Below are 21525 nucleotides of genomic sequence, written 5' to 3'. Positions count from 1 at the left end.
TGCGAACCTCCGGGTCGGGTCGGTGATCGGGGGGACCGTTCAAGGATAAATGCCTCATGCAACGGCGGGTGTACCGGCCGAGTGGCGGTCAGGTTCTACCCTGATAAGTGCGATACTCGACAGAGCGCACTAACAACTTTTATACGACAGCGCTAAGTTACGGCCAGCAAGCGTCCCCGTGGTAGGCGCATCCCCCGGTGAGCACAAGGACCCTCTGTGACGACCAAACTCTTCCGCAGGCCTCCGCGCAAGCGCGGACCGCAGGCCCCCCGCGGTGACATCCTCCTGGAGTCGCCGCCGGACATGCCCGACCCGCAGCCCAAGAACATCTCGCAGTATCTGATGATCCTGCCGATGCTCGCGGGGGCCGCGGCGATGGCCATGATGATGATGTCCCGCGTCGGCACGGGCGCGACCCAGAACTCGGGCAACAACACCATGCGCATCGCCATGGGCGCCATGATGGGCATCTCCATGGTCGGCATGATGGCCACCAGCATGGGCGGCAACCGCGCCCAGAAGAAGGCCGAGTTCAACGCCGACCGGCGCGACTACATGCGCTACCTCAACCAGGTGCGCCGCCGTGCCCGCAAGGGCGCCGAGCGGCAGTGGCGCGCGGCCCGGTGGCGCCACCCCGACCCGAAGGCCCTGTGGTCGCTCGTGGGCTCCCGCCGCATGTGGGAGCGGCGCGCGAAGGACGACGACGCGCTGGACATCCGCGTGGGCATCGGCAAGCAGCGCATGACGATGAAGCTCGTCCCGCCGGAGACCAAGCCGGTCGAGGACCTGGAGCCGATGACCTCGATGGCGCTGCGCCGCTTCGTGGCAGCGCACTCGAACGTCATCGACATCCCGCGTTCGATGAAGTACACCGAGGCCGCCCGCGTGGTCCTGCGCGGCGACCGGGCGCTCGTCGTCGACAACATCCGCGCCCAGCTCGTCCAGGCCGCCGTCCTGCACTCGCCCGACGACTTCATCGTCGCGGTCGTCGCGGACGACCAGCGGATGCCCGAGTGGCACTGGATGAAGTGGCTGCCGCACCTCCAGCACCCGTCCGCCGAGGACGGGGCCGGACCGGTCCGCATGTTCTACACCAAGTCCTCGCAGCTGGAGAACTCGCTGCGCGAGCAGCTCTCGAGCCGCGGCGCGTGGTCGCCCGGCGCGACCGCCGGGGAGGGCCAGGCGCACCTGGTCGTCATCCTCGACGGCGGCGAGGTCGACCCGACGGGCATCATCGCCGCCGACGGCATGGCCGGGGTCACCGTGTTCGACTTCTCCGGCTACCTGCCGCGCAAGCCCGGGCCGCAGATCAAGCTGTACGACGTCACGCCCGAGGAGATCTACACCGACCAGGCCGGGCGCCGCCGCGTGCTCGGCAGGCCCGACCGCATGTCCTACAACCAGGCCGAGGGCGTGGCCCGCTCGCTCGCGCCCTGGCGCCTGACGCTCAAGGGCGCCTCGGGCAAGGCCGAGTCGGGGGACGAGGACCAGTCGCCGCTGGCGAACCCGTCGTCGCTGCCCGAGATGCTCGGCTTCAACGACGCCGCGGCGCTCGACCCGGCCGTGCACTGGCGCGAGAAGCCCGTCAAGGACTACCTGAAGGTCCCGATCGGGCCCGGCCCGGACGGCGGCATCGTCGACATCGACTTCAAGGAGTCCGCGGTCGGCGGCATGGGCCCGCACGGCCTGCTCATCGGCGCGACCGGTTCCGGTAAGTCCGAGGTGCTCCGCACCATCATCGGCTCCCTGATCGCCACGCACTCTTCCGAAGAGCTCAACTTCATCCTCGTCGACTTCAAGGGCGGCGCCACGTTCGCCGCCCTCGACGACCTGCCGCACGTCTCCGCGGTCATCACGAACCTCGCCGACGAGATCGAGCTGGTCGACCGCATGGCCGACGCGCTCGAAGGCGAGCTCGTGCGCCGCCAGGAAGTCCTGCGCGCCGCAGGCAACTTCACGAACCGCTGGGAGTACGAGAAGGCCCGCAAGGCCGGGCAGGCCATGGACCCCATGCCGACGCTGCTCATCATCGCGGACGAGTTCTCCGAGATGCTGGTCGCCAAGCCGGAGTTCATCAACCTGTTCCTCCAGATCGGCCGCATCGGCCGCTCGATCGGCGTGCACATGCTGCTCGCCTCGCAGCGGCTCGAGGAAGGCAAGCTCAAGGGCCTCGACACGTTCCTGTCGTACCGCGTCGCGCTCCGCACCTTCTCGGCGCAGGAGTCGCGCACCGTGATCGGCTCGGGCGCGGCCTACGAGCTGCCCCAGGCCCCCGGCCACGGGTACCTCCAGGTCGGCACGCAGGACCTCGTGCGCTTCCGCGCCGCTTATGTCGGTGGCCCTTACAAGCCGCCGAAACGCGTCGCCTCGCGCGCCGAGCGCATCGCGGCCGTGCAGCACAAGGTGCAGCGCTTCCTCCCCGGCTTCGTCGAGCTCCCCCCGGAGCCCGAGGTCGAGGAAGAGCCCGAAGAGGAAGTGGTGGAGGCCGAGACCGAGGACGAGAACGAGAAGCTCTCCGAACTCGAGGTCATGGTCAACAACTGCCTCGGCATGGGCCGCCCGGCCCACGAGGTGTGGCTCCCGCCGCTCCTCGAGCCGCCGACGCTCGACCAGCTGCTGCCCCCGCTCGAAGCGGACCCGGTCCGCGGCCTGTCCCCGAAGGGCTTCTCGCTCAACGCGAAGCTCCACGCCGTCCTCGGCGAAGAGGACCGGCCGTTCGAGCAGCGCCGCAGCCCGTTCGTCGTCGACCTCTCCGGCGCCCAGGGCACCGTGGCCATCGCCGGCGGCGCCCAGTCGGGCAAGTCCACGATGCTCCGCGGCATGATCGGCTCGCTCGCGCTGCTCCACACGCCGCGCGAAGTGCAGTTCTTCTGCCTCGACTTCGGTGGCGGTACCCTCCGCGGCATCGAGGACCTCCCGCACGTCGCGGGCGTCTTCGGCCGCCAGGAGGAAGAGGGCGTGCGCCGCACGATCCAGGAGGTCACGTCGATCCTCGACGAGCGCGAGGCGTTCTTCACGGCCAACAAGATCGACGGCATGGGCTCCTACCGGCGCATGAAGGCCGAAGGCCGGTTCCAGGAGGACCCGTACGGGGACATCTTCCTGGTCATCGACAACTGGATGACGCTGCGCGAGGACTTCGAGCCGTTCGTCGACCAGGTCCGCGCCATCGGCAACCGGGGTCTGGCCTTCGGCGTGCACGTCATGGTCACCTGCACCCGCTGGGGCGACATCCGCATGAACATGCGCGACATGTTCGGCCTCAAGCTGGAGCTGAAGCTCTCGGACAACATGGAGTCCGAGATCGACCGCAAGGCGGCGGCGAACGTGCCGAAGAACCGCCCCGGCCGCGGCCTCTCGCTGCAGAAGCTGCACTTCCTCTCCGGCGTGCCCCGCATCGACGGCGTCCGCGACGGCGACGACCTGCAGGGCGGTGTCGAGGACTTCGTCAAGAAGGTCAAGCAGGCCTGGCGCTTCCCGCCCTGCCCGAAGGTGCGGCTGCTGCCGCGCCAGCTCCACGTGGCCGACTTCCTCCAGGCGGTCGACCGCTCGAAGCCGGGCATCCCGATCGGCCTCAACGAGGCCGGGCTCAAGCCGGTGTACCTCGACTTCCAGGCCGAGCCGCACCTGCTCGTGTTCGGCGACTCCGAGTCCGGCAAGACCAACCTCCTGCGCCACATCGCCCGGCAGATCCAGGCGACGTACACGCCGAAGGAAGCCAAGGTCATCATGGCGGACTACCGGCGCGGCATGCTCGAGGAGATCTCGAAGCCGACCCTGCTGGACTACGCCATGTCGGGCAAGCAGTTCGAGAACTCGGTCAAGAACCTCAAGGGCCCGATCGAGAAGCGGCTCCCCGGAGACGACGTCTCCCCGGCGCAGCTTCGCGACCGCTCCTGGTGGACCGGCCCGGACCTGTACCTGATCGTCGACGACTACGAGATGGTCGCGCAGCGCGTGAACCCGCTCGCGCCGCTCGCCGAACTGATCCCGCAGGGCCGCGACATCGGCTTCCACGTCATCATCGCCCGCCGCGCCTCCGGTGCGTCCCGCGCGATGATGGACCCGATCGTCGGCCAGATCAAGCAGCTCGAATCGCCTGGTCTGCTCCTGAACGGCCGCAAGGAAGAGGGCGCCATCTTCGGCAAGCTCCGCCCGAGCCCGCAGCCTCCGGGCCGCGGCACCCTGGTGCGCCGCAAGGACGGCGAGCAGCTCATCCAGACGGCGCTGCTCCCTCCGAACGGCAGCGCCTAGACGCCCGGGTTTGACGCAGATCGCAGGGCCGCCGACCGCAACCGGTCGGCGGCCCTGCGGCGTATTAGTGTCAGAACGGACGCGAACTCCGCTCGCGCCACTGGAGACCAAGGCCCCGCATGAAACCGCTGCTCACCCCGCCCGGCCTCGCCACCGTCCCCGACGGCAAGGCCGAAAAGGCGCTGGGCCGCACCAAAGCCCCGATCGCGATCCAATCCATACGCGTCCTCCTCCTCGCCGCCACCGCCTCCGTCGTCGCCACCTGGCTCTTCGCGTGGCAGGGCGTCCAGGCCTACGCCTGGCCCGGCATCGACAACGACCTCACCGAACGCGGCCTCGCCTACCTCCTCATCCTCGCCCCCGCCGTCCCGGTCAACCTCATCGCCGCGATCCGCCTCGCCCGCGGCGGCCGCCGAGCGGGCCTCTACCTGGCAGCGGCAGCGGCCCTCGCGGTAGTCCAAACCGTGCTCCTGCTCACCCCCGAAGCAATGCCCCTGGCCGCGACCATGAGCGACGGCTCCAACCTCGTCGGCTTCCGCCACCTCGTCACCATCGGCCCGATCCTCTTCGTCGGCGCCTGGATCACCACCACGGCCCGCGCCCGCGAATGGCTCGGCGCCCCGCCCCGGCCCCGCCGCGTCCTCGGCCTCGAGACGGCCGTCTGGTGCCTCGCCCTCGCCAGCGCGCTCGCCATGGGAACCGAAGTGCGCCAATGGACCAACGCCGCCACCGAGCCCCAGGCCCCCGGCGGCGAGTACCGCGAGCCCGGCACCTGGGCGGGCCTCGAACAGGCCGTCACCGAGACCACCGACGCCATCCCCGGCTTCACCGGGTTCACCACCCGCACCCTCGACGTCGTCCCCTGCGACTACCTCACCCCCGCCGGCAATCCCACCTACCGCTACGAGCTCACCTACGAACTCCGCGAGCCCGCCTCCGAAGCGGTCGCCGCCCGCTGGTCCGAGCCCGAGTTCACCCTCGTCTACGACGGCGCCACCCTCGACGGCATCCGCACCATCACCGCCGAACGAGCCTTCCCCATCACCGACGCCGCCTACCCCACGGCCACCGGCGCCCACGCCATCACCCTCGCCTACACCGAAACCGCGACCGCCGCCCTCCACCTCGAGAGCCCCTGCGTCGAACGCGTCACTGAACCCACCGAGTGCGTCCTCCCCCAAGGCGACCCGACCCGGGACACCATCAGGGGCATCACCTGCCGCGACTAGCTACCAGGTCGGCGCGAACTCGGTCAGCGACAGATCCGCATCGGCAGGAACGTCCTCGCCCCACAGCCAGATCTCCCGAGTCGACTCCCCGGGCGGCACCGCCAGCACCTGGATCACCGCCCCGCAACCCACCAGCGTGCCGTCGGCGCGGCGGAAGACCGCAGTCACTTCGGGATCGACCGCATAACCGGCGGTGTTCGTGATCGTCGTTGCGAAACGCACCTCCCCGCGCGGCTCGCCCGGCAGGTCGACCGCGTCGATGCGGCCGCTCACCAGCGGCTCGGCAGCGGCGACCGGACCGCCCCCGTCGAGGGCGAACCACTCCAGCCCCACGACCTCGACCTCGGCGACCGCATCCGAGGGCACACCGCCCTCCATGTAGACCGAGTCGCCCGCCAGCACCTCGCCGCCGGGCGGCACCATGGAGGTGTACATCGGGTCGTACTCGTTGGTGCCCGCCCCGCTGACCGTTACCCGCAGACTGAACCTCACGGCGTACTCGACGTGCGTGTTCCGAAGCGCCGCACCCCAGACCAGTCCGCTGCCGTCGAGCGAGGCGTCATACCCGAACTCCTCGACGGCGACCGCCGACGCCTCCGGCGGCTCCTCCCCGGGCCGCACGTCCGCCAGCGGCAGGAAGTTCGCGAGCTCCGCAGGCTGCTCCGGCTCGGACGTCTCCCTCGATTTCGGCTCCTGAAACCACGAAGGCTCAACAGTCCACAGGGGAGAAAGAAGAAAGATTAGCGAAGCAAGGACCAGCCCGACGGCGAACGCCCAGTCGGGAAGGCGGCGACGCGCGGGTGCAACGGGCTCGGGCGAGGGGTTCACCGCCTCATCGTAAAAACCGTCCGCAACCGGGTGGATGCGCCGCAGTACGGTGAGTCGCAGTCCCCGAAAACCCCACCCGCTCAAGGAATCCCAATGGTCGTCCGCCGAGTCCCGCCCGATCCTCGCGCCGCCCAGAGCTGGCCCGACGTGCCGATGAAGGCCCGCACCCGCCGCCGGATCACGATCGCCGTCCCCCTGATCCTCGCCCTCGCTGCGGGCATCTACACGGTGCGGTGGATCAACACCGACGGCCAAGCGGCCGAACCGGTCGAGGCCGTCCGCGCCTTCCTCGAAGCCTCCCGATCCGGCGAGGTTGAAGCGGCGCTCGACTGGACGACCGGCGATCCCAACGGCGCGAAGGACTTCCTCGTCCCCGAGGCGATGAGCTCGGACTGGGAGATCCTGGACCTCGGCCTGCACTCCTGGTCGCCGTTCGTCCAGACCGCGAACGTCTGGGCCACCGTCGAAGGACCCAACGGCACCGAGCTCACGACCTGGTTCGACCTCGAAGAGCACCAGGACGGATGGAAGATAGAGGACCCCTTCGCCACCCTCTCCATCGACGCGCTGCCCGTCCCCTACCTAGAGGTCAACGGCGCAACCGTCCCCCTCGAACTGAACCCCTACCAAAGCCGGGACTTCGCGCTGCTCCCCGGGCTCTACCAGCTCTACCCCGATCCCCCCGCACCCTTCGCCTACGACGCCGAACCGCTGCTCGCCCTAGGGGAACGCCTGGTCAGCGAGGACGGCACCGACTTCCCGCACCTCCCCGCCGCCTTCGAAGGCTTCACGCCCGCCGAAGGCTCCGAGCCGGAACTCAATGAGCGCCTCACCGCCTACCTCGACGAGTGCATGGCGAACCCGGACGGCCCTGAAACCTTCGGCTGCCCGTTCGGCCTGCGCAAGTACGACATCGACGTTGAAGGCTTCACCCTGGGCGACGACAACCGCTGGGAGATCATCGAATACCCGCAGGCCGCCGTCTCGTCCTACGGGCCCGCCATCTACTCCGCGATCGAGACCGCCCTGCTGACCCGCCACGTCGGCCTCGCCCGCGTGACGGCCGTGGACGCATCCTCGGGGGCGGAAGTCGTCCTCGAATGCCCGCTCACCACCAGCGGCCTCTACCTGGTCGTCAACGAAGCAGGCGACTACATGATCGGGCCCAACCAAGACCCGAACGCCCCCACCGACCCGGAAGACACCCTCTGGCGCGACGGCTACGACTCCTGGTGCGAGACAGTCTGACCCGGGCGGGCGGTGCCACCGCCCGCCCGGACCACTACCCGTTGCAAGCCCTGGTCACAGCGGCCCAAACCCGAACCGCCTCAGCAACGATCGTCTCCGAATGCGCAGTCGCCCACTCGATCTGCAGAGGAGCCGCGACCCGCAGGCCCGGCGCGTCACTATCGAGGTAGATCACCGACCCGATGACCTCGGACTCCTCCCACGGATCAGCGAGCGTGACCCTCAGCCGCGCCTGCGGCACCATCACCTCGTAATGCAGCCGCCGCCCGTCGACCTGCACCGTCGCGGTGTACGCAACGAAGCTCACGGCGTCACCGCCTCACGGAACGCCTGGGCAGCATCGAAATGCCGCTCCCAGTCGAGCACGAACTCGCTCATCGGAAGCGTCCGCCGCGCCCCCTGCCGTGGGTTCCCGCCAAGCCCAGGCCCAGGCGACGGCTTACGCTTCGGCCGACCGGCAAGCCGGTGCGAGATGGGTTTGATGCCTGCCCCCGGCTCTTCCCAATCCGCCGACCGCCCGACAACCCCGAAGACCCGCAGGAAGAACCTCCCGATCCGCTGGAACGCCAGCGCGAGCCGTTCCCGGAGGAAGGTCGAGGGCTCGAAGTGCGCATCGTGGAGTTCTTGGGACCTTTCAAGGAACTCGGCCCAGGCATCCTCCCGCAGCTTCCCGAAGTTGTACTGGTCTTGTTCGGCAGAGCCCTGCCACCGGTACCTGCGCGGCGGCTCGGACGGTTCCGGCTCGGCCTCCTCGGGGGAGGGGTCGGCCGAGAACCCAGGTGGTACGGACTTGCGCTCCGGGGTGGGCCTGAACACCGGCCGGATGGGTCGTGGTTCCTCATTAGTCGCCGATGGTGGCCGAACCGGCTTCGCGCCCGCGGGCACCCTAGTTGGTTGCGGCGCTTGAGCTTCTGGGGCATCGGGCAACTCCCCGCGCCGGTGCCGCCCGGTCCGCTCATCCGGGTACCACCCAGGCGAGCCGTAAGGCCCGGGATCGAGCGGATCATGCGGTCGGTTCCGATCGATGACCCAGGTATCCCCGGGCTGGTGCCGCAGGTGCGGCGGCTCGTATCGGGGCGATCGGGGATCCGAATCCGGGATGGTCGGGTCGTAGCTCGAAGGGTCGTACCGGTAGGCCCCAGGAGACGGCGAACCCACCGCCTCAACGGAAGCAGGGCAGGGTGAATCCCCAGGCCAGCGCCCGGAAATAGCCCCGGAATGCCTGTTCCCAGACAGCCCGGAAGAAGGTATGGTCGTAAACGCCATAGGAGGCGACTCCTTCGGTACAAGGGGCCGCCCGGTGGCTTTCGGTGACCAAACTTTCGGCCACCGGGCGGCTTGCGAAAACTTCCATATGAACTTGGCTCGCGGGCTGTCGAACATTCGACATGCCCGCGAACTTCATGTTGAGGCCCTTACCCGGCAAATGTCAACCCCAACCCCCCGGCGTGTCCCCAACTGCCTCGCGGGGGCTCGCCGATTGCGATCCTGGTGGTTGGTTCACGTGTACCTCATCGAGAGCGTTTGTCTTGTAGCATGATCAAAATTCACAATCCTGGCAGAGCTGCCATACCCCCGTAAAGGGTCGCCCGCCTACATGAAAGAACAGGATGAGTCGCGAATACACCCCTGAAGACATCCGTGTGATCGGATCACAAGCATGCCCGGCGATCGCCGCCAGCTATGAGGTCCTTGGCCCCTCCGCCAAGTCGTTGTCTACCTTCAAGGATGACCTCTTCGGTACCCACCCGAACGGCGCGACCTGGGCCGAACTCTTCGACCTTTTCAAGAGCGCGGTCGATGAAACGCCAATTAGCATCAACGCGATGGGCCAGGCACTCGTGACCATCGCCGATGGCTACGAGGAAGACGAGCAGGACGCTGTTGTCGACTTGAATGCGGCCCTGGATGACCTCGAAACGAACTTCGAAGCCAACCGCGAGACCATCATCGACCAGAAGGCTGAGGAAGAAGCGCAAATCCTCGAGCAAGCGCAGCAGTCCGCGGCCAACGACGATGCCCCTGAACCGGTCTGAAACGGAGTACATACCCAATGGCAGGCGATTACTCGTTCGACGATGTACCGAACCGGCCGGAGATCCTCAACGCCATCGAGTCACTTGAGCCGATTTTCCTTGAGGCCCACCGCCGTTCGAAAGGGGTGGAGCTCTTCCCGAATGCCTACACGCTGCTAAAGAATCCCAAGGAGATCAGCGCGGACAAGGAGGACGGCACCTTCACTGAGCACGGAGGTGGGTGGGAGAGTCGAACCATGCCCGGTTCCGCCGCCCAGCAGGTCAGTGGCTATTTCCGATGGTCGGGTGCACTTGAGCTTTACATGCCGACCGAGATCTCCCAAGATACCGATGCCTACTGCCCGTCAGAGGTCCGAGATGGGTGGACGGTCTCGACTTCTGCCGATGACGACTTCATCGAGTCGTATGCCAAGGAGGCAACACGAGCTGACCTTGACGCAGTCAAAGAGGCATACGAGCTTGTCTTCGAGCAGTGCCAGACTTGGAAGATTGCTGCCGCCCTGCCGCATCTCAACAAGCTTTCCGAGGGGATCGACAACCTGATCGAAGCGCACGAAGACAAGGAGTTCGCGGAAGTGGCTGAACTCTTCGACAACTGGGAAGGCGACGACGCTGATGCCTGCTACGAAGTATTCGGCCAGCAGCTCAATCCAGCCGCCGCGAATCACCGGCAGATCCTCGCAGACCTGGTTCGAAGCGCACACGAAGAAGCGATCGAGCAGGGCAAGGCCATGTCATCTCTGAACAACGCCATCGCCCAGGCTCACGAAGGCATTCAGGTGGCCACTTCCCGCGAGGACTATGCGACGGAGGCGACCAAGCGCTTCATCGGGAAGATCCTGGTGGGCCGTGTTCCGTACCTGGGTGACGCTCTCGCTGTGCATGACTTCTACTTCGAGGTCACTTCAGACGGGAAGGTAGTCGACAAGAGCAATGGACCGATCGACTGGCTGATGGACAAGATCTGGCCGACTTACGGCACTATCCCTACGACCCAGCTCGTGACCGAGGTGCGGGACGACCTCCTGACCGCAGCAGACGACCTGCTGAACAACCTTTACGACATGCGCAACCTGACGGCCTCCGACTACCTCGATGAGGCCGCACAAGACTGGAGCAGTCAGATCACCTGCCAGCTCATCCCCGGGTACGTTGACTGACAATGCGATTCATTGAACGATCGACTCTCAAGGCAGCCCTGATCCTGCCTGGCGCCGCATTGATCATCGCGAGTCTGGTTGGCTGCCAGCCGACAGTCGACCCGGACGACGGGGCCACGGAATCGTCGGACAGCGTGGGGCCAGTGGACTTCGGTAGCCCAGTTGAGCATGAGGATCTATGCCAGATTCTCGGTTCAGGCTCCGCAGGGCAACTTGCCACTGATCACGGCTATGACGCTGGAACCGCTCAGCAGTCTGAGCCAGGATCTTGTGCCCAGTACCTCACACGGTTCGAGAACGACGCAGAGAAGGAAACGATCACGGTCCTCTCGACCGCGGATACCTGGACCTCAGCTGACGATGCCGAAGGCGCATTCCAGTACTGGAACGACGCTGGTGCCGACTCCTATCGTCTGCGCCTTCCGTTCCCCGAATCCGAGCAGGCGAGTGATCTCAACGGAGATTGGGATGAAGCCATCATGGTCGCGGACCCGGAGTGGGACCACGTCCCACAGTTCAAGGTCATGATGCGCGCGGGAGAAGTGATCGTCTTCTACCACATCACCATGAGCCTCAAGGGATCCGCCGAGCTCTGCACGGGAGGCTTGGCGAGCGGTTGTGTAATCCCGCCTGAGTCTGTTGCGGCTTGGATTGAGACAGACCTGCTTCCATCAACGCTCCAGCGGCTCTACGACGCAGAGCTGCTTCCAGAGTTAGCCCTCCGGCAGTTCATGGGGCCGGCCCCCGCACGCACGGGTGCTGCTGTGGCACATCTGCTGCTCATATGATGCGCACATGAACGTCGTCGAGTTCAAGGTAGTTGAGCGGCTGCTTGCCGATGAGCCGTCTCGGGTGGTGGGGATCTGGGTTGACGGTGTGCCGCTTGAACAGTGTGCCCGGCGAGTTGAGCTGCCGTTCGCTACTGCGGATGGAAACCCAGACCTAGCGGGTTCGTACGAGGGTCTGGTCGCGGCGGACGACATCCTCTGGCCGAGTCGCCACTTCATCGGCGAGCCGACACTCTCGAACTTCGATGACGGCGACACGGTTCTGCTCGGCTGTGGGTGCGGCGACTGGGGTTGCTGGCCGCTCGTCGCTGATGCAGAGGTGACCGGGACTTCGGTGACATGGAGCCGGTTCCGGAACGGGCATCGGCCGACCTGGGATCTCTCAGACCTGGGGCCCTTCGTCTTCGAGCGGAAGCAGTACGAAGAGGCGCTACGCCAGGCTGAGCTCTAGCTTGATGTGAAGGCATTGCCTGCTAGCGGCCGGGGAGACCGCAGCAAGTGCCCAGATCAACCGGTCTCGTGGGCTTGGGGTTGGTCCGGTATCTTGTGGGACAGTGCGGACCGCGCTGTAACGACCGGCACACGGAAGGGGTCTCACCCTATGGCCATACCTCTCACGCCAATCCCTCCGAAACCCCAACCAGCGCTACGCAGATCCAGCTCCCGCTTGACCCTCGGCGCCGGATTCGCCGCCATCGCCACGGCCGCCGTCATCGCAGCCACCCCCGGCTCGGCTCTCGCCCAGGACGACACCTATGCAGCCGACAACGCCTGGGTTCCCGAGCTTGTCCAGGCACCTGCGGCTTGGGACACCACCAAGGGCAAAGGCATCACCGTTGCGGTCGTCGACACAGGGATCGGCGACCACCCGTACTTCGATGACAAAGACATCCTGCCTGGCTACACCGGCTTCTCCGACGAAACGGACGGGCGCAGCGACACGGATGGCCACGGATCCGCTGTCGCAGCCGGAGTATTGCTGGCAGCTCCTGAGGCCACGATCATGCCAGTGCGTGAGAGCACGGGCGCAAACGATCTTGTCGGTGTCTATGATGCCGATGCCTTCAGATGGGCAGTTGACAACGGCGCCGATGTTCTAGTTGTTCCATGGAGTCTCTACGGCACTGTATTTGACGATGACCGTGAACTCATTCAGTACGTCATCGACAAAGGCGCAATCATTGTTGCATCCGCAGGTAACGATCCTGCCGAGGAAGTGGCGTTCCCCGCAGCGATCCCGGGTGTTGTCGCCGTTACCGGCACAACTCGCGGCGGTGAGATCTGGTACGAGAACACGACCACCGGTCCAGAGGTTGTTCTAGCGGCCCCTGCCGATGAGATGACTGCGCCGGTACCGCAGGACCCCACTTTGGGAAACACTGAGCTCTACGCTGATGTGGTCGGCGGAACCTCGATGGGTGCGGGGATTGTCGGAGGCGTTGCGGCTCTGACATGGTCGGCTCATCCGGAACTCGATGCAAGCAACGTAATCCAGCGCATGATCCAGACTGCTGGTGATGGCAGTGGCGCCCGAAGCGAAGATGTTGGGTACGGGCTTGTGAACGCCGACCAGGCCGTTCATGCCGAAGGCATCGAGGAGGTTTCGGAGAACCCGCTTGGATACCCGATGGGGGAGCCTGGTGCTAGCGGAGCATCACCGGATGACGCTGGCTCCGAGGAACCGGCGGAGACCGAGGCCGGAGGCGCATCAGGAGGTCCGGCATCGACTGGGGCAGAAGGCAACAAAGAGTCGAACCTCTCTGCCATCATTGTGGTCGCAGCAGCGGTAGTCCTCGTCGGTGCAGCGATCGCTGTCTGGCTCGTCCTCCGTGGTCGCAGCCGAAAGAGTGCCGCAGCCGCCGAACAACCCGGAGCGTTCAACCCGAACAACGGGCCCGCTCCAGGCGGATATCAGCAACCGCCCGCGATGCAGCAGCAATACGGAGGTCCTCCCCAGATGGGAGGCGGCCAGGGCTATGGCGGTCCGCCACCTGGACCGCAGGGCTACAGCAGCCCCCCTCGCGGGCAGCAGGGATTCAACCCGCCGCCGAGCGGTCCTGACCAGGGCGCACCTTGGCGACCGAGTGATCCAAACAGGCAGTAGAGCATTAGCGGAGGGGCCCATGCACTGTGCGCATGGGCCCCTCCGCTTCTCTAGTGGGCGAATGAGTGAGGGCGGATGGCTCAGCCATCCGCCCTCACTCACCCGACTAAGGGTTCTTACTCGTCATCGTCGTCGTCGAGTTCCTCGCGACGAACGTTGTTCTGGCTCCAGTCGACATCGTCCTCCCGCAGCCAGGTCTCGCGGGTGTAGATCTCTTCGTCGTCATCATCGTTGTATCCGGAGCGGGTGCCACCACGAGGGCCATTACCGCTGCCGCCACGGCCGATCGCGTTGCGGCTGGACGAAGAGAGCCGGTTTCCGGTGTTCCCGCCGCGCGGGCCGTTGGCGCCGGAGCGGGCAGGGCTCGAACCGGTCTTGCTGCCGTTCGCACCCGCACGCGCGGGGCTGGAACCGGCACCGCCGCGGCCACCGGTCGAACCGGAGCCGCCCTGTGAGGGACCGAAAAGCCCCGCGCCGCCAGGAATGGTCGAGCCGCCGACACCGCCGGTGCCGCCGACGGTCGAGAACCCGCCACCGCCGCCACCCGGAAGGATGCCGCCGCTGGCAAGACCACCACCGGTGACGTTCGTGTCGACGTCGTCGTAGGAACCCGGGTTCCAACCGGCGTCGACCGGGTCGAGGTCGTCGGGAGAGTCAGCGAAGCCGTCGCCGTCGAGGTCGGCAGCCTGGTCCGCAGGCATGCTGCCCGTCGAGTCCGACCCGCTCAACGCGGTTTCAGAGAAGACGCCGCCGGTCGGCTTCGTGTACGTGTTGTTGCCAGGCATGTCGCTCGGAGGCGGAGACGGGAGCTCACCGAAGTCTTCTTCCCGTGCGCGCGCATACTCGTCACCGAGGTCTGCAACGATCTGAGCCATTTCCTGGTGCTTGACATTCAGGTCGTTCTGGTATTCCTGCTGCCACTGCGTCTTCTTCGACTGTGCCTCAGCGCTAGCCGGATCGACCTGTTTCTTGCTCTCGACCCAGTCTTCGTATTCGTCGATGTAGGCGGGGTTCAACGACTCGGAGCTCGTTTGAGCGGACTTGAGTGCATTGGCGAGGTAGGGAATCTTATTCTCCCCAGCCTGTTTCATTCCGTCTTCAGATTCGACGCTGTACTGCTTGACGAGCTCCATGCGGCCGTGGAACTCGTCCGAGGCGGGGCCGGTCCACTGCAGGCGAAGGGAGTCGACGTGAGTGGTCAACTCCTCGCGCGCGGCCTTCATACCACTCGCAGCAGAGACCCAGATCGAGCCCGCACGCTCGACTTCGTAGTCGTCGCCTTCGTGGAGCATGTCCCAGAGCTGCTGGTGGGTATAGGTGCTCTTGTAGTAGTCGACACCTTTGCCTTTGGCAACCATCTTCGACTCCTTCCTAGGGGGTCAGGTCTTCAGCGGTGAACGAGGACTAGAGCACCCGGGGCTGCTCGTCGGAGTCGGAACCGGTCTCGTTGCCGGTGGCCGGCATGTCGTTGCCGCGCTCGTTCTCCGAGCGGGCCTCGTCCACGTCGCCGGACGTGATGCTGCTGCCCTTGCTGTCGAACTCGCCCTGGATGTTCACGACGTCCGCCGAGACGTTGCCGTCGTTCTCCAGATAGCTGGTCTTGATGTCCTCGCTGACCACGCGACCCGTGTCCAGGCCGTGCACGACCCGGTCGAGTTGCTCTGCGCGCGAAGGGTAGAAGACCGTCCGGTACGCCTCCTGCAGCTCGAGCGCGTCGTCGAAGCCGCCGAGCCTGAGGTTGAGGGCGTCGACCTCCTGCATGGCGCCCATGCTGAGGTAGTCCTGGTTCCAGCTCTCGCGGATGGTGACGACGGTGCCCTCGAGAATCCGGTTGCGGAAGAGCCCGAGGTCGTCGATCGTCGTGCCCATCTTGGTGATGAACTCGTCGAAGGACTCCTCGGTCATCTGAGTCGTCTGGCCGGTCGCGGAGTTCGTGACCGTGTACAGGCCTTCGCTCGCGTCGTAGCTAGCGGAGTAGCCGCCGTCATCCAACAACGTCATCACCTCGGTGCAGATCGGGCTTTCAGGGGGGGATATCGACCCGAGCCGTTCGGCGTGGCGCGGCGGGCACGGTCGCTCGATTTGTGCTGAGACCAGCATACCGAGCTGCGGCCACCCGGACCGAACAGGTCGTCCCGCATGGCACGAAAGCGGGAGTACGGGACACACGCCGCCCACAGGACGTTCCCTGCCTTCGGCGACATCCGCGACCCGTGCCCCTGACCGACCGTTCACCCTGGTTGCCCCGGTTTGCGCACCCCTTGCGCCGCAACCGAACGACCGGCCCCACAAGCTCACCCGATCGGGGGAAGACTGCCAGCGGAGCTGGCACAAAGTGGGGATACACGGCCGGTCGCAATGCTTGTAAACTCAGAGACGCACCGCCAACCCGGTGAGTTTGCACGGACGGGTTATGGTGACTGCGGAATCGATCAAAAACTCACTGGGATACCCCTGCAGGCCTAGGTCTCTAGCGCCTCAGCCCCGGTTAATCACTTGGAGGTGAAATATGGCCGGTGTCGCAATGGACACAGAAACAGTCGCTCAAGCAGCGACTGACACGGTCAACGCCAAGCTCGCGGTCGACGGTAACCTCGACCGCCTGAAGGCCCTGTGCGACGAGCTCGCCGCTTCCTGGACCGGCCAGGGCGCCGCCGCGTTCGCCAACGTCATGCTGGCGTGGGACACCGAGGCCGCGAAGCTCCTGGACGCGCTCCAGGACATCGCCGACAGCCTCGACTCCTCCGCCGCCCAGCAGGCCGAGCAGGACGCTGAGTCGCAGTCGGACTTCAGCTCCTTCGAAGGCGAACTCTAACTAACTTCCCCCAACGTTAAGGAAAGAGGTGAACCATGGGTTCTCGTATTGCTATGAGCTACGAGGAGCTCGAGGCGGCAACTGCTGAGATCGCGTCGCAGTCTGGTGAAATGACCAGCACGCTCGCCGACCTCCGCACCCAGCTCGACGCCCTCGACTGGGAAGGCGCCGACAAGGCCGCCTACGAAGAGGCCAAGGCCCAGTGGGACGCGTCCTTCGAGAAGATCAACGACATCCTCGAAGCCGTCGGCCGCGCGGTCGACAACGCGAAGAACCGCTACCAGGAGACCGAGGCCGCGAACGCCTCTCGTTTCGGCGGGTAGCAGCTTCCCCGAGCTCGAAGACGACAGGAAACCCGGGTAATCCGCGAGGACGACCCGGGTTTCTTCATGCCCCTGCATTCCCGTGAACGGCGCGGGGTGCGAGCGGCAATGCGAAAGGGCGGGATCGGACCGGTCCCGCCCTTCAACGCTTCAGCTCGCTATTCGATCGCGGCCTTCACCGGCACGATGTCCTGCTTGCGGGTACCGGGACGCCACTTGCGGCCCCGGCCCTTCGGCACGATCTTCTTCAGCACGAGCACCAGCGTGGCGAGCAGGATCGCGGCGCCCACGCTCGCCCAGGCGATCGCCTTCTCGGTGCGCAGCGGGTCGAAGTCCGGGTCGAGTCCGGCGATCGAGTCGCGGTCCTCGTCGGCGATGGGGGCGGTGCTCGCTTCGTCGGTCGGAGTCTCGGTCACCGTCGTCGAGGTGACCTCGGACGCGACGTAAGGAGCGGTCAGGGCCGCCGCCACGTTGAGGATGCCGTGCCCCTGGTAGATGTTGAACTCGTTCGGCGGGTGGATCGCGGTCTCCTGCAGGCGCTGCTGAATCCACGCCGGAGTCGCCTCGGCCCCGTACTGGCCCTTCAGCAGCGCGGCGGCGCCGGCCACGAACGGCGCGGCGTAACTGGTGCCGGAGTCGTCCAGCCAGTCGCCCGCCGCATAGGGGAACGCGACCTCCGCGCCGGGCGCGAGCAGGTCGAGGTTGTTGCCGAAGTTGGTCTTCTCGTACCAGTTCCCGGCCGGGTTGTGCGCCCCGACCGCGATGACCTCCGGGTAGTTGGCCGGGTAGAACGTCTCCTTGTCGTCTTCGATGGAGTCGTCGTCCATGTTCTTGGTCTCGTTGCCCGAGGCCGCCACGACGACCACGTTGTGCTCGATGGCGTACGCGACGCCCTCGGCGAGCTCCGGGCCCTGGATCATCACCGAGGAGACGTTGACGACGTCGGCCCCGTGGTCCACCGCCTCCATGATGGCGAGGCCGACGGCCTTGCTCTTGTTGGCGTCGCCGCCTTCCTTGCTGTCACCGCTGAACACGCGGATCGGCAGGATCTGGGCCTCCGGCGCCACCCCGATGAAGTCCTCGTTGCCGGGGGTGCCCATCGGGCTCCCCGCCGCGATCGCCGCCACCGCCGTGCCGTGGCCGCTCGAATCGCACTGGCCCTTGGCATCGGCGTCCCACCAGTCGTAGCCGTCCATGAGACGGCCCCCGAACACGTCGTCGCGGGTGGCCTCGACACCGGAGTCGATCACCGCGATGACCACCGGCTGGCCCTTCTTGTCGCCGGTCTCGAACGTGCCGCGGTTGTACTGCTGCGCCTGTTCGAGCCCGATGAAGTTCTTCGCCCAGGGCCGCTGGTTCAGCGGCTCGCTGCCCTCGGTGACCGTCGAGCACGGGCCGCGCTCGTCCTCGAGCGCCATCGGCAGGTCTTCCCACCCGTCCTGCTGCGCCTGAACAGGAGTGGTGGCCAGCAGGACGGTTCCGGCGGTCGCCATCGCGACAGCAGCGGAATAGAGAGGTATACGCGGGAGGAATCGCACCCGGTCAGTCTAACGCCGCGATACCAGCGGGCAGGTCCACCCGTATCGGCGCGAAACACCGCAAGGGCGGGGGACCAAGCAGTGGACTCGTCCGCATACGATGGATACGACCACTCACCTTCATCTTGGAGACGTCGCCCATGACGATGCTGCAGGCCCAACAGCAAGCTCGCGGCACCGCGTCCGTGCAAGCCCAGCAGGGCAACGGCCCGGCCCCCGGCGAGTCGGTCGTGTTCACGACCCGTTCGACCGGCAGGCTCGGCCCGCTCACGGTCGCGCAGCTCATCACGATCGAGCTGGCGCTCACGCTCGCGTTGGCGTGCCTCGCGTTCGGCATGATCCCCGGCGCCGCAGGCGGCGGCGTCGCGCTCATCGTGCTCGTCATCGTGTTCTGGCGCAAGGGCGACTACTGGTGGTACCAGACCTGGCCGCTCAAGTCGCGCATGAAGCGGCGCATCCGCGCCCTCGACCCCGAGCAGCTCACCGAGGTCCTCCACCGGATCGCCCCCGACCTGGGCATCACCGGCATCGAGGACCGCGACGAGAACGTCGGCATCGGCCACGACAACGGCGGCTGGTTCTCCGTCATCGAGATCGGCAGCACCGACGAGGGCACCAAGGCCATCCCGCTTGAACGCCTCGAGCGGCTCTTCGACGAGACCTCCGTGCCCGTCACCGCCGTGCAGCTCATCGGCCACACCACCCCGGTCGGCTTGAGCGCCTACGACAACAGCCCCGCCTCCCGCTCCTACCGGGAGCTCCTCGGCGACTACCCCGCCGTGGTCCACCACAAGGCCTGGCTCGCCGTGCGCCTCGGCGCCCGCGACGCCCGCGACGCCACCGCCGAGCGCGGCGGCGAGGTCGACGGCGTGTACAAGGCGCTGGCCTCGACTTCGCAGCGCGTGAGCAAGCTGCTCGGCAACGTCGGCGTCCCCAACCGCATCCTGGACGCCGAGGGCGTGCGCGAAGCGGTCTCGCAGTCGCTCGGTGTCGCGTTCGCGCCGGTCCCGGGCGAGCGCACCGCCGAGGACTGGAACCACTGGTACGCCGACGGCCTGCGCCACGTCTCGTACCGGATCACCAAGTGGCCCACCGACGCCGCCTCCCTGCACCGCACCGGCGACGCGCTCTCGGGCGTGCCCGCCGCGTTCGTGACCGTCTCGACCGTGGTCACCGCGGGCACGAACGGCAAGGTCAACCCCGACGGCCGCGTCACCGGACGCCAGCTCGCCGTCGACGGGATCGTGCGCCTCGCCCTCGACCAGTCCTCGTGGGAGTCGGCCCAGAACCAGCTGCTGAACGTCGCCGACCAGCTCGGCGTCCGCCTGCAGCGACTCGACGGCGAGCACGGCCCCGCCGCCTACGCATCCGCCCCGACCGGAGGAGGCCCCCGATGAGCGACCGCAACAACGGCAACGGCAACGTGTACGGCGGCGGCACCTACCAGGGGGGCACGTACCGCAGCGGTGCCGGCAACTCCGGCCGCCACTCCGACGAGGACGAAGAGCAGCAGGGCGGCAAGCGCCGCGCTGTCGACGACGAATCGTCGGGCACCGCCAAGATCGGCCGCGCCGGAGCCGCTGGTGCGGCCACACCGCCGCCGAGCGCCCGCGGCGGCGCGCAGCCCCCGCAGCAAGGCGCCGTCTACGGCCAGCCCGGTGGCGGACCCACGGGCAGCCAGCCCGGCCAGCCCGCCGTCTACGGCTCCGCGCGCCAGGGCCAGCAGCCGCCCGCGCCGCAAGGCCGCCCGGCCGCCCCGCCCCAGCAGCCGCAGGTGCCGAGCGCCCGAGGCGGCGCGCAGCCCCCGCACGCCCAGCCGCCGGTGCCCCCGCAGCAGCAGACCCCCCGCCCGCCGGAGATGCGCCCGCCCTCGCCCCCGCAAGGCCAAGCGCCGCAACCGTCTTCGCCGCCGCAGTACCAGCAGCCGCAGCGCCCGGTGGCCCAGCCGCCGCAGCAGGCCCGGGCGACCCCGCCTCCGGTCCCGCAGCCGCAGGCCCCGCAACCCCCTGTGGCGCAACCGCCCCGGCCGCAGCAGCCGCAGTACCAGCCGCCCGCGCCGCCGCCCCAGCAGTCGCAGCCGCCGATGCCGTCCCAACCGTCGGTCGCGCCGGTCTCCGCCGCGCCCGTCAGCGCCCCCTCGGTCTCCCCGGTCTCGGCGCAGCCCGTGTCCGGCCAGCCGATCTCGGGCCAGCCGTTCTCCGCGCAACCCGCCTCGGCCCAGCCGTACTCGGGCATGCCGTACTCCGGCGCGGCCCCGATCACCGGCGGCCCGGTCAGCTCCCTGCCGACCTCCGCCGGCCTGTTCGGCGTCGGCTCGGTCTCGGCCGGACCCACCGAAGGCACCGTCTACGGACTCCCGGTCACCGACCGCGCCGTCGAGACCGCCAGCGACGCGGGCCGCCCCATCGAGGCGATCAAGCCCTCCCCGGTCATCCCGACCGCGCGGGCCCTGGAGCTCATGACCTCCGCCAGCCCGCCCTCGGGCCTCGTGATCGGCCGCGACGCCGAGCAGGTGCCCGTCGTCGCACCGTTCTTCCGCCCGGAGGAGACCCGCATCAACCTCATCGGCGGCGTGTACCTCGCCCGCCTCCTCGTCTTCCGCGCCCTGGCGATCGGCACCCGCGTCGCGGTCTGCACGACCCGCCCGCAGGAATGGCAGGGCCTGGGCGAGACCGCGACCGGCCGCAACGACCGCCTCGCCGTCCTCCACGGCGACCAGCCCGTCACCGTCGAGGCCAGCCAGCACTCCCCGGCCCTGTACGTCTACGACGTGGGCGAGCGCGGCTCTCAGACCAAGCCGGTCCTCGGCCCCTGGCGCACCCAGCTCACCGTCCTGCCCCGCCTCACCAACTACGCCGACGAGCTCACCGGCGAGGCCCACATGACCGTCCTGCAGCGGCTCACCGCCGAAGAGGCCCAGATCGCCCGCTCGGCGATCCGCGTCAACCAGGAAGTGCTGCAATGGCTCCAGATGCTGCACGACGACATGATCGCCATGCTCCGCAAGGGCCAGAAGGAGCGCTACCTGTGGTGCTCCCCGACCTCCATTGAGGCGCAGATGTTCGGCGCCCCCATGCGCACGTACTAGTCGAGACATGGCAAGAGGGGGGGGGGGGGGGGGGCCCCCCCCCCCCCTCCCCCCTCCCCCCCCCCCCCTCCCCCCCCCCCCCCCCCCCCGCACCCCCAACCCCCCCCCCCAACC

General features: G+C 67.4%; 18 protein-coding genes. 12 read left to right on the top strand and 6 right to left on the bottom strand.

All coding sequences use genetic code 11. The annotated features are described in order from the left end of the window. The first annotated feature begins 216 nt into the window (after positions 1-216). Together eccCa and ACZ60M_RS14190 are read left to right on the top strand one after the other, a co-directional pair. Entirely contained in the window at positions 217-4254 is a 4038-nt protein-coding gene (eccCa, locus tag ACZ60M_RS14195) for a type VII secretion protein EccCa (RefSeq protein WP_465418095.1), read from the top strand. A gap of 119 nt (positions 4255-4373) precedes the next feature. Next, positions 4374-5483, top strand: a complete 1110-nt coding sequence (locus tag ACZ60M_RS14190) for a hypothetical protein (RefSeq protein ID WP_465418093.1) — start codon at positions 4374-4376, stop codon at positions 5481-5483. On the opposite strand, the gene ACZ60M_RS14185 is transcribed toward ACZ60M_RS14190, so the two are convergent. Then, entirely contained in the window at positions 5484-6311 is an 828-nt protein-coding gene (locus ACZ60M_RS14185) for a hypothetical protein (RefSeq protein WP_465418091.1), read from the bottom strand. Positions 6312-6404: 93 nt separating this feature from the next. Here ACZ60M_RS14185 and ACZ60M_RS14180 point away from each other — a divergent pair, with 93 nt between their 5' ends. Continuing rightward, positions 6405-7559, top strand: a complete 1155-nt coding sequence (locus ACZ60M_RS14180; RefSeq protein WP_465418089.1) for a hypothetical protein — start codon at positions 6405-6407, stop codon at positions 7557-7559. A gap of 34 nt (positions 7560-7593) precedes the next feature. Here ACZ60M_RS14180 and ACZ60M_RS14175 read toward each other — a convergent pair whose 3' ends face one another. Together ACZ60M_RS14175 and ACZ60M_RS14170 are read right to left on the bottom strand one after the other, a co-directional pair. Further along, positions 7594-7866: a hypothetical protein gene (locus tag ACZ60M_RS14175; protein WP_465418087.1), complete on the bottom strand. Its 273-nt coding sequence runs from the start codon at positions 7864-7866 to the stop codon at positions 7594-7596. Beyond that, complete coding sequence (locus tag ACZ60M_RS14170) at positions 7863-8375, bottom strand: hypothetical protein (RefSeq protein ID WP_465418086.1); 513 nt, start codon at positions 8373-8375, stop codon at positions 7863-7865. The genes ACZ60M_RS14175 and ACZ60M_RS14170 overlap by 4 nt, the downstream gene beginning before the upstream one ends. 794 nt (positions 8376-9169) lie before the next feature. Here ACZ60M_RS14170 and ACZ60M_RS14165 point away from each other — a divergent pair. The 5 genes from ACZ60M_RS14165 (at position 9170) to ACZ60M_RS14145 (ending at position 13647) form a co-directional block, all read left to right on the top strand. Further along, the gene (locus ACZ60M_RS14165; protein WP_465418084.1) at positions 9170-9595 is read left to right on the top strand and encodes a hypothetical protein; all 426 of its coding nucleotides are present in this window, start codon (positions 9170-9172) and stop codon (positions 9593-9595) included. 17 nt (positions 9596-9612) lie between these two features. Then, on the top strand, positions 9613-10755 hold the full coding sequence (locus ACZ60M_RS14160) for a WXG100 family type VII secretion target (protein ID WP_465418083.1): 1143 nt from the start codon (positions 9613-9615) through the stop codon (positions 10753-10755). A 2-nt stretch (positions 10756-10757) separates the two neighbouring features. Beyond that, positions 10758-11543: a hypothetical protein gene (locus ACZ60M_RS14155; protein WP_465418082.1), complete on the top strand. Its 786-nt coding sequence runs from the start codon at positions 10758-10760 to the stop codon at positions 11541-11543. Positions 11544-11550: 7 nt separating this feature from the next. After that, positions 11551-11994, top strand: a complete 444-nt coding sequence (locus ACZ60M_RS14150) for a hypothetical protein (RefSeq protein WP_465418081.1) — start codon at positions 11551-11553, stop codon at positions 11992-11994. 216 nt (positions 11995-12210) lie between these two features. Continuing rightward, complete coding sequence (locus ACZ60M_RS14145) at positions 12211-13647, top strand: S8 family serine peptidase (RefSeq protein ID WP_465418080.1); 1437 nt, start codon at positions 12211-12213, stop codon at positions 13645-13647. A 116-nt stretch (positions 13648-13763) separates the two neighbouring features. Here the strand turns inward: ACZ60M_RS14145 and ACZ60M_RS14140 are convergent, their stop codons facing one another. Together ACZ60M_RS14140 and ACZ60M_RS14135 are read right to left on the bottom strand one after the other, a co-directional pair. Then, entirely contained in the window at positions 13764-15005 is a 1242-nt protein-coding gene (locus tag ACZ60M_RS14140; protein ID WP_465418079.1) for a hypothetical protein, read from the bottom strand. Between the two features lie 46 nt (positions 15006-15051). Further along, complete coding sequence (locus ACZ60M_RS14135) at positions 15052-15648, bottom strand: hypothetical protein (protein ID WP_465418077.1); 597 nt, start codon at positions 15646-15648, stop codon at positions 15052-15054. 523 nt (positions 15649-16171) lie between these two features. Between ACZ60M_RS14135 and ACZ60M_RS14130 the strand changes: the two genes are divergently transcribed. Both ACZ60M_RS14130 and ACZ60M_RS14125 read left to right on the top strand, forming a co-directional pair. Next, complete coding sequence (locus ACZ60M_RS14130; protein WP_465418075.1) at positions 16172-16462, top strand: WXG100 family type VII secretion target; 291 nt, start codon at positions 16172-16174, stop codon at positions 16460-16462. 35 nt (positions 16463-16497) lie between these two features. Further along, entirely contained in the window at positions 16498-16785 is a 288-nt protein-coding gene (locus ACZ60M_RS14125) for a WXG100 family type VII secretion target (protein ID WP_465418073.1), read from the top strand. A 158-nt stretch (positions 16786-16943) separates the two neighbouring features. Here the strand turns inward: ACZ60M_RS14125 and ACZ60M_RS14120 are convergent, their stop codons facing one another. Next, the gene (locus tag ACZ60M_RS14120; RefSeq protein WP_465418071.1) at positions 16944-18278 is read right to left on the bottom strand and encodes a S8 family serine peptidase; all 1335 of its coding nucleotides are present in this window, start codon (positions 18276-18278) and stop codon (positions 16944-16946) included. 185 nt (positions 18279-18463) lie between these two features. On the opposite strand from ACZ60M_RS14120, the gene eccE reads away from it, so the two are divergent. After that, positions 18464-19720 (top strand): type VII secretion protein EccE, encoded by a 1257-nt coding sequence (eccE, locus tag ACZ60M_RS14115; protein WP_465418069.1) that lies wholly within the window; start codon positions 18464-18466, stop codon positions 19718-19720. Continuing rightward, complete coding sequence (locus ACZ60M_RS14110) at positions 19717-21411, top strand: hypothetical protein (RefSeq protein WP_465418068.1); 1695 nt, start codon at positions 19717-19719, stop codon at positions 21409-21411. The genes eccE and ACZ60M_RS14110 overlap by 4 nt, the downstream gene beginning before the upstream one ends. The last annotated feature ends 114 nt before the right edge of the window (positions 21412-21525 follow it).

This window comes from Glycomyces sp. NPDC050141 (genome assembly GCF_055586545.1).
The sequence above is the reverse complement of the archived record's forward strand: the minus strand, read 5'-3'. Positions and strand labels throughout refer to the sequence as shown.

Coding starts and splice junctions, on each gene's coding strand:
- ACZ60M_RS14190 (WP_465418093.1), top strand. CDS start 4,374: ATGAAACCGCTGCTCACCCCGCCCGGCCTCGCCACCGTCCCCGACGGC.
- ACZ60M_RS14180 (WP_465418089.1), top strand. CDS start 6,405: ATGGTCGTCCGCCGAGTCCCGCCCGATCCTCGCGCCGCCCAGAGCTGG.
- ACZ60M_RS14165 (WP_465418084.1), top strand. CDS start 9,170: ATGAGTCGCGAATACACCCCTGAAGACATCCGTGTGATCGGATCACAA.
- ACZ60M_RS14160 (WP_465418083.1), top strand. CDS start 9,613: ATGGCAGGCGATTACTCGTTCGACGATGTACCGAACCGGCCGGAGATC.
- ACZ60M_RS14155 (WP_465418082.1), top strand. CDS start 10,758: ATGCGATTCATTGAACGATCGACTCTCAAGGCAGCCCTGATCCTGCCT.
- ACZ60M_RS14150 (WP_465418081.1), top strand. CDS start 11,551: ATGAACGTCGTCGAGTTCAAGGTAGTTGAGCGGCTGCTTGCCGATGAG.
- ACZ60M_RS14140 (WP_465418079.1), bottom strand. CDS start 15,005: ATGGTTGCCAAAGGCAAAGGTGTCGACTACTACAAGAGCACCTATACC.
- ACZ60M_RS14135 (WP_465418077.1), bottom strand. CDS start 15,648: ATGACGTTGTTGGATGACGGCGGCTACTCCGCTAGCTACGACGCGAGC.
- ACZ60M_RS14130 (WP_465418075.1), top strand. CDS start 16,172: ATGGACACAGAAACAGTCGCTCAAGCAGCGACTGACACGGTCAACGCC.
- ACZ60M_RS14125 (WP_465418073.1), top strand. CDS start 16,498: ATGGGTTCTCGTATTGCTATGAGCTACGAGGAGCTCGAGGCGGCAACT.
- ACZ60M_RS14120 (WP_465418071.1), bottom strand. CDS start 18,278: ATGGCGACCGCCGGAACCGTCCTGCTGGCCACCACTCCTGTTCAGGCG.
- eccE (WP_465418069.1), top strand. CDS start 18,464: ATGACGATGCTGCAGGCCCAACAGCAAGCTCGCGGCACCGCGTCCGTG.
- ACZ60M_RS14110 (WP_465418068.1), top strand. CDS start 19,717: ATGAGCGACCGCAACAACGGCAACGGCAACGTGTACGGCGGCGGCACC.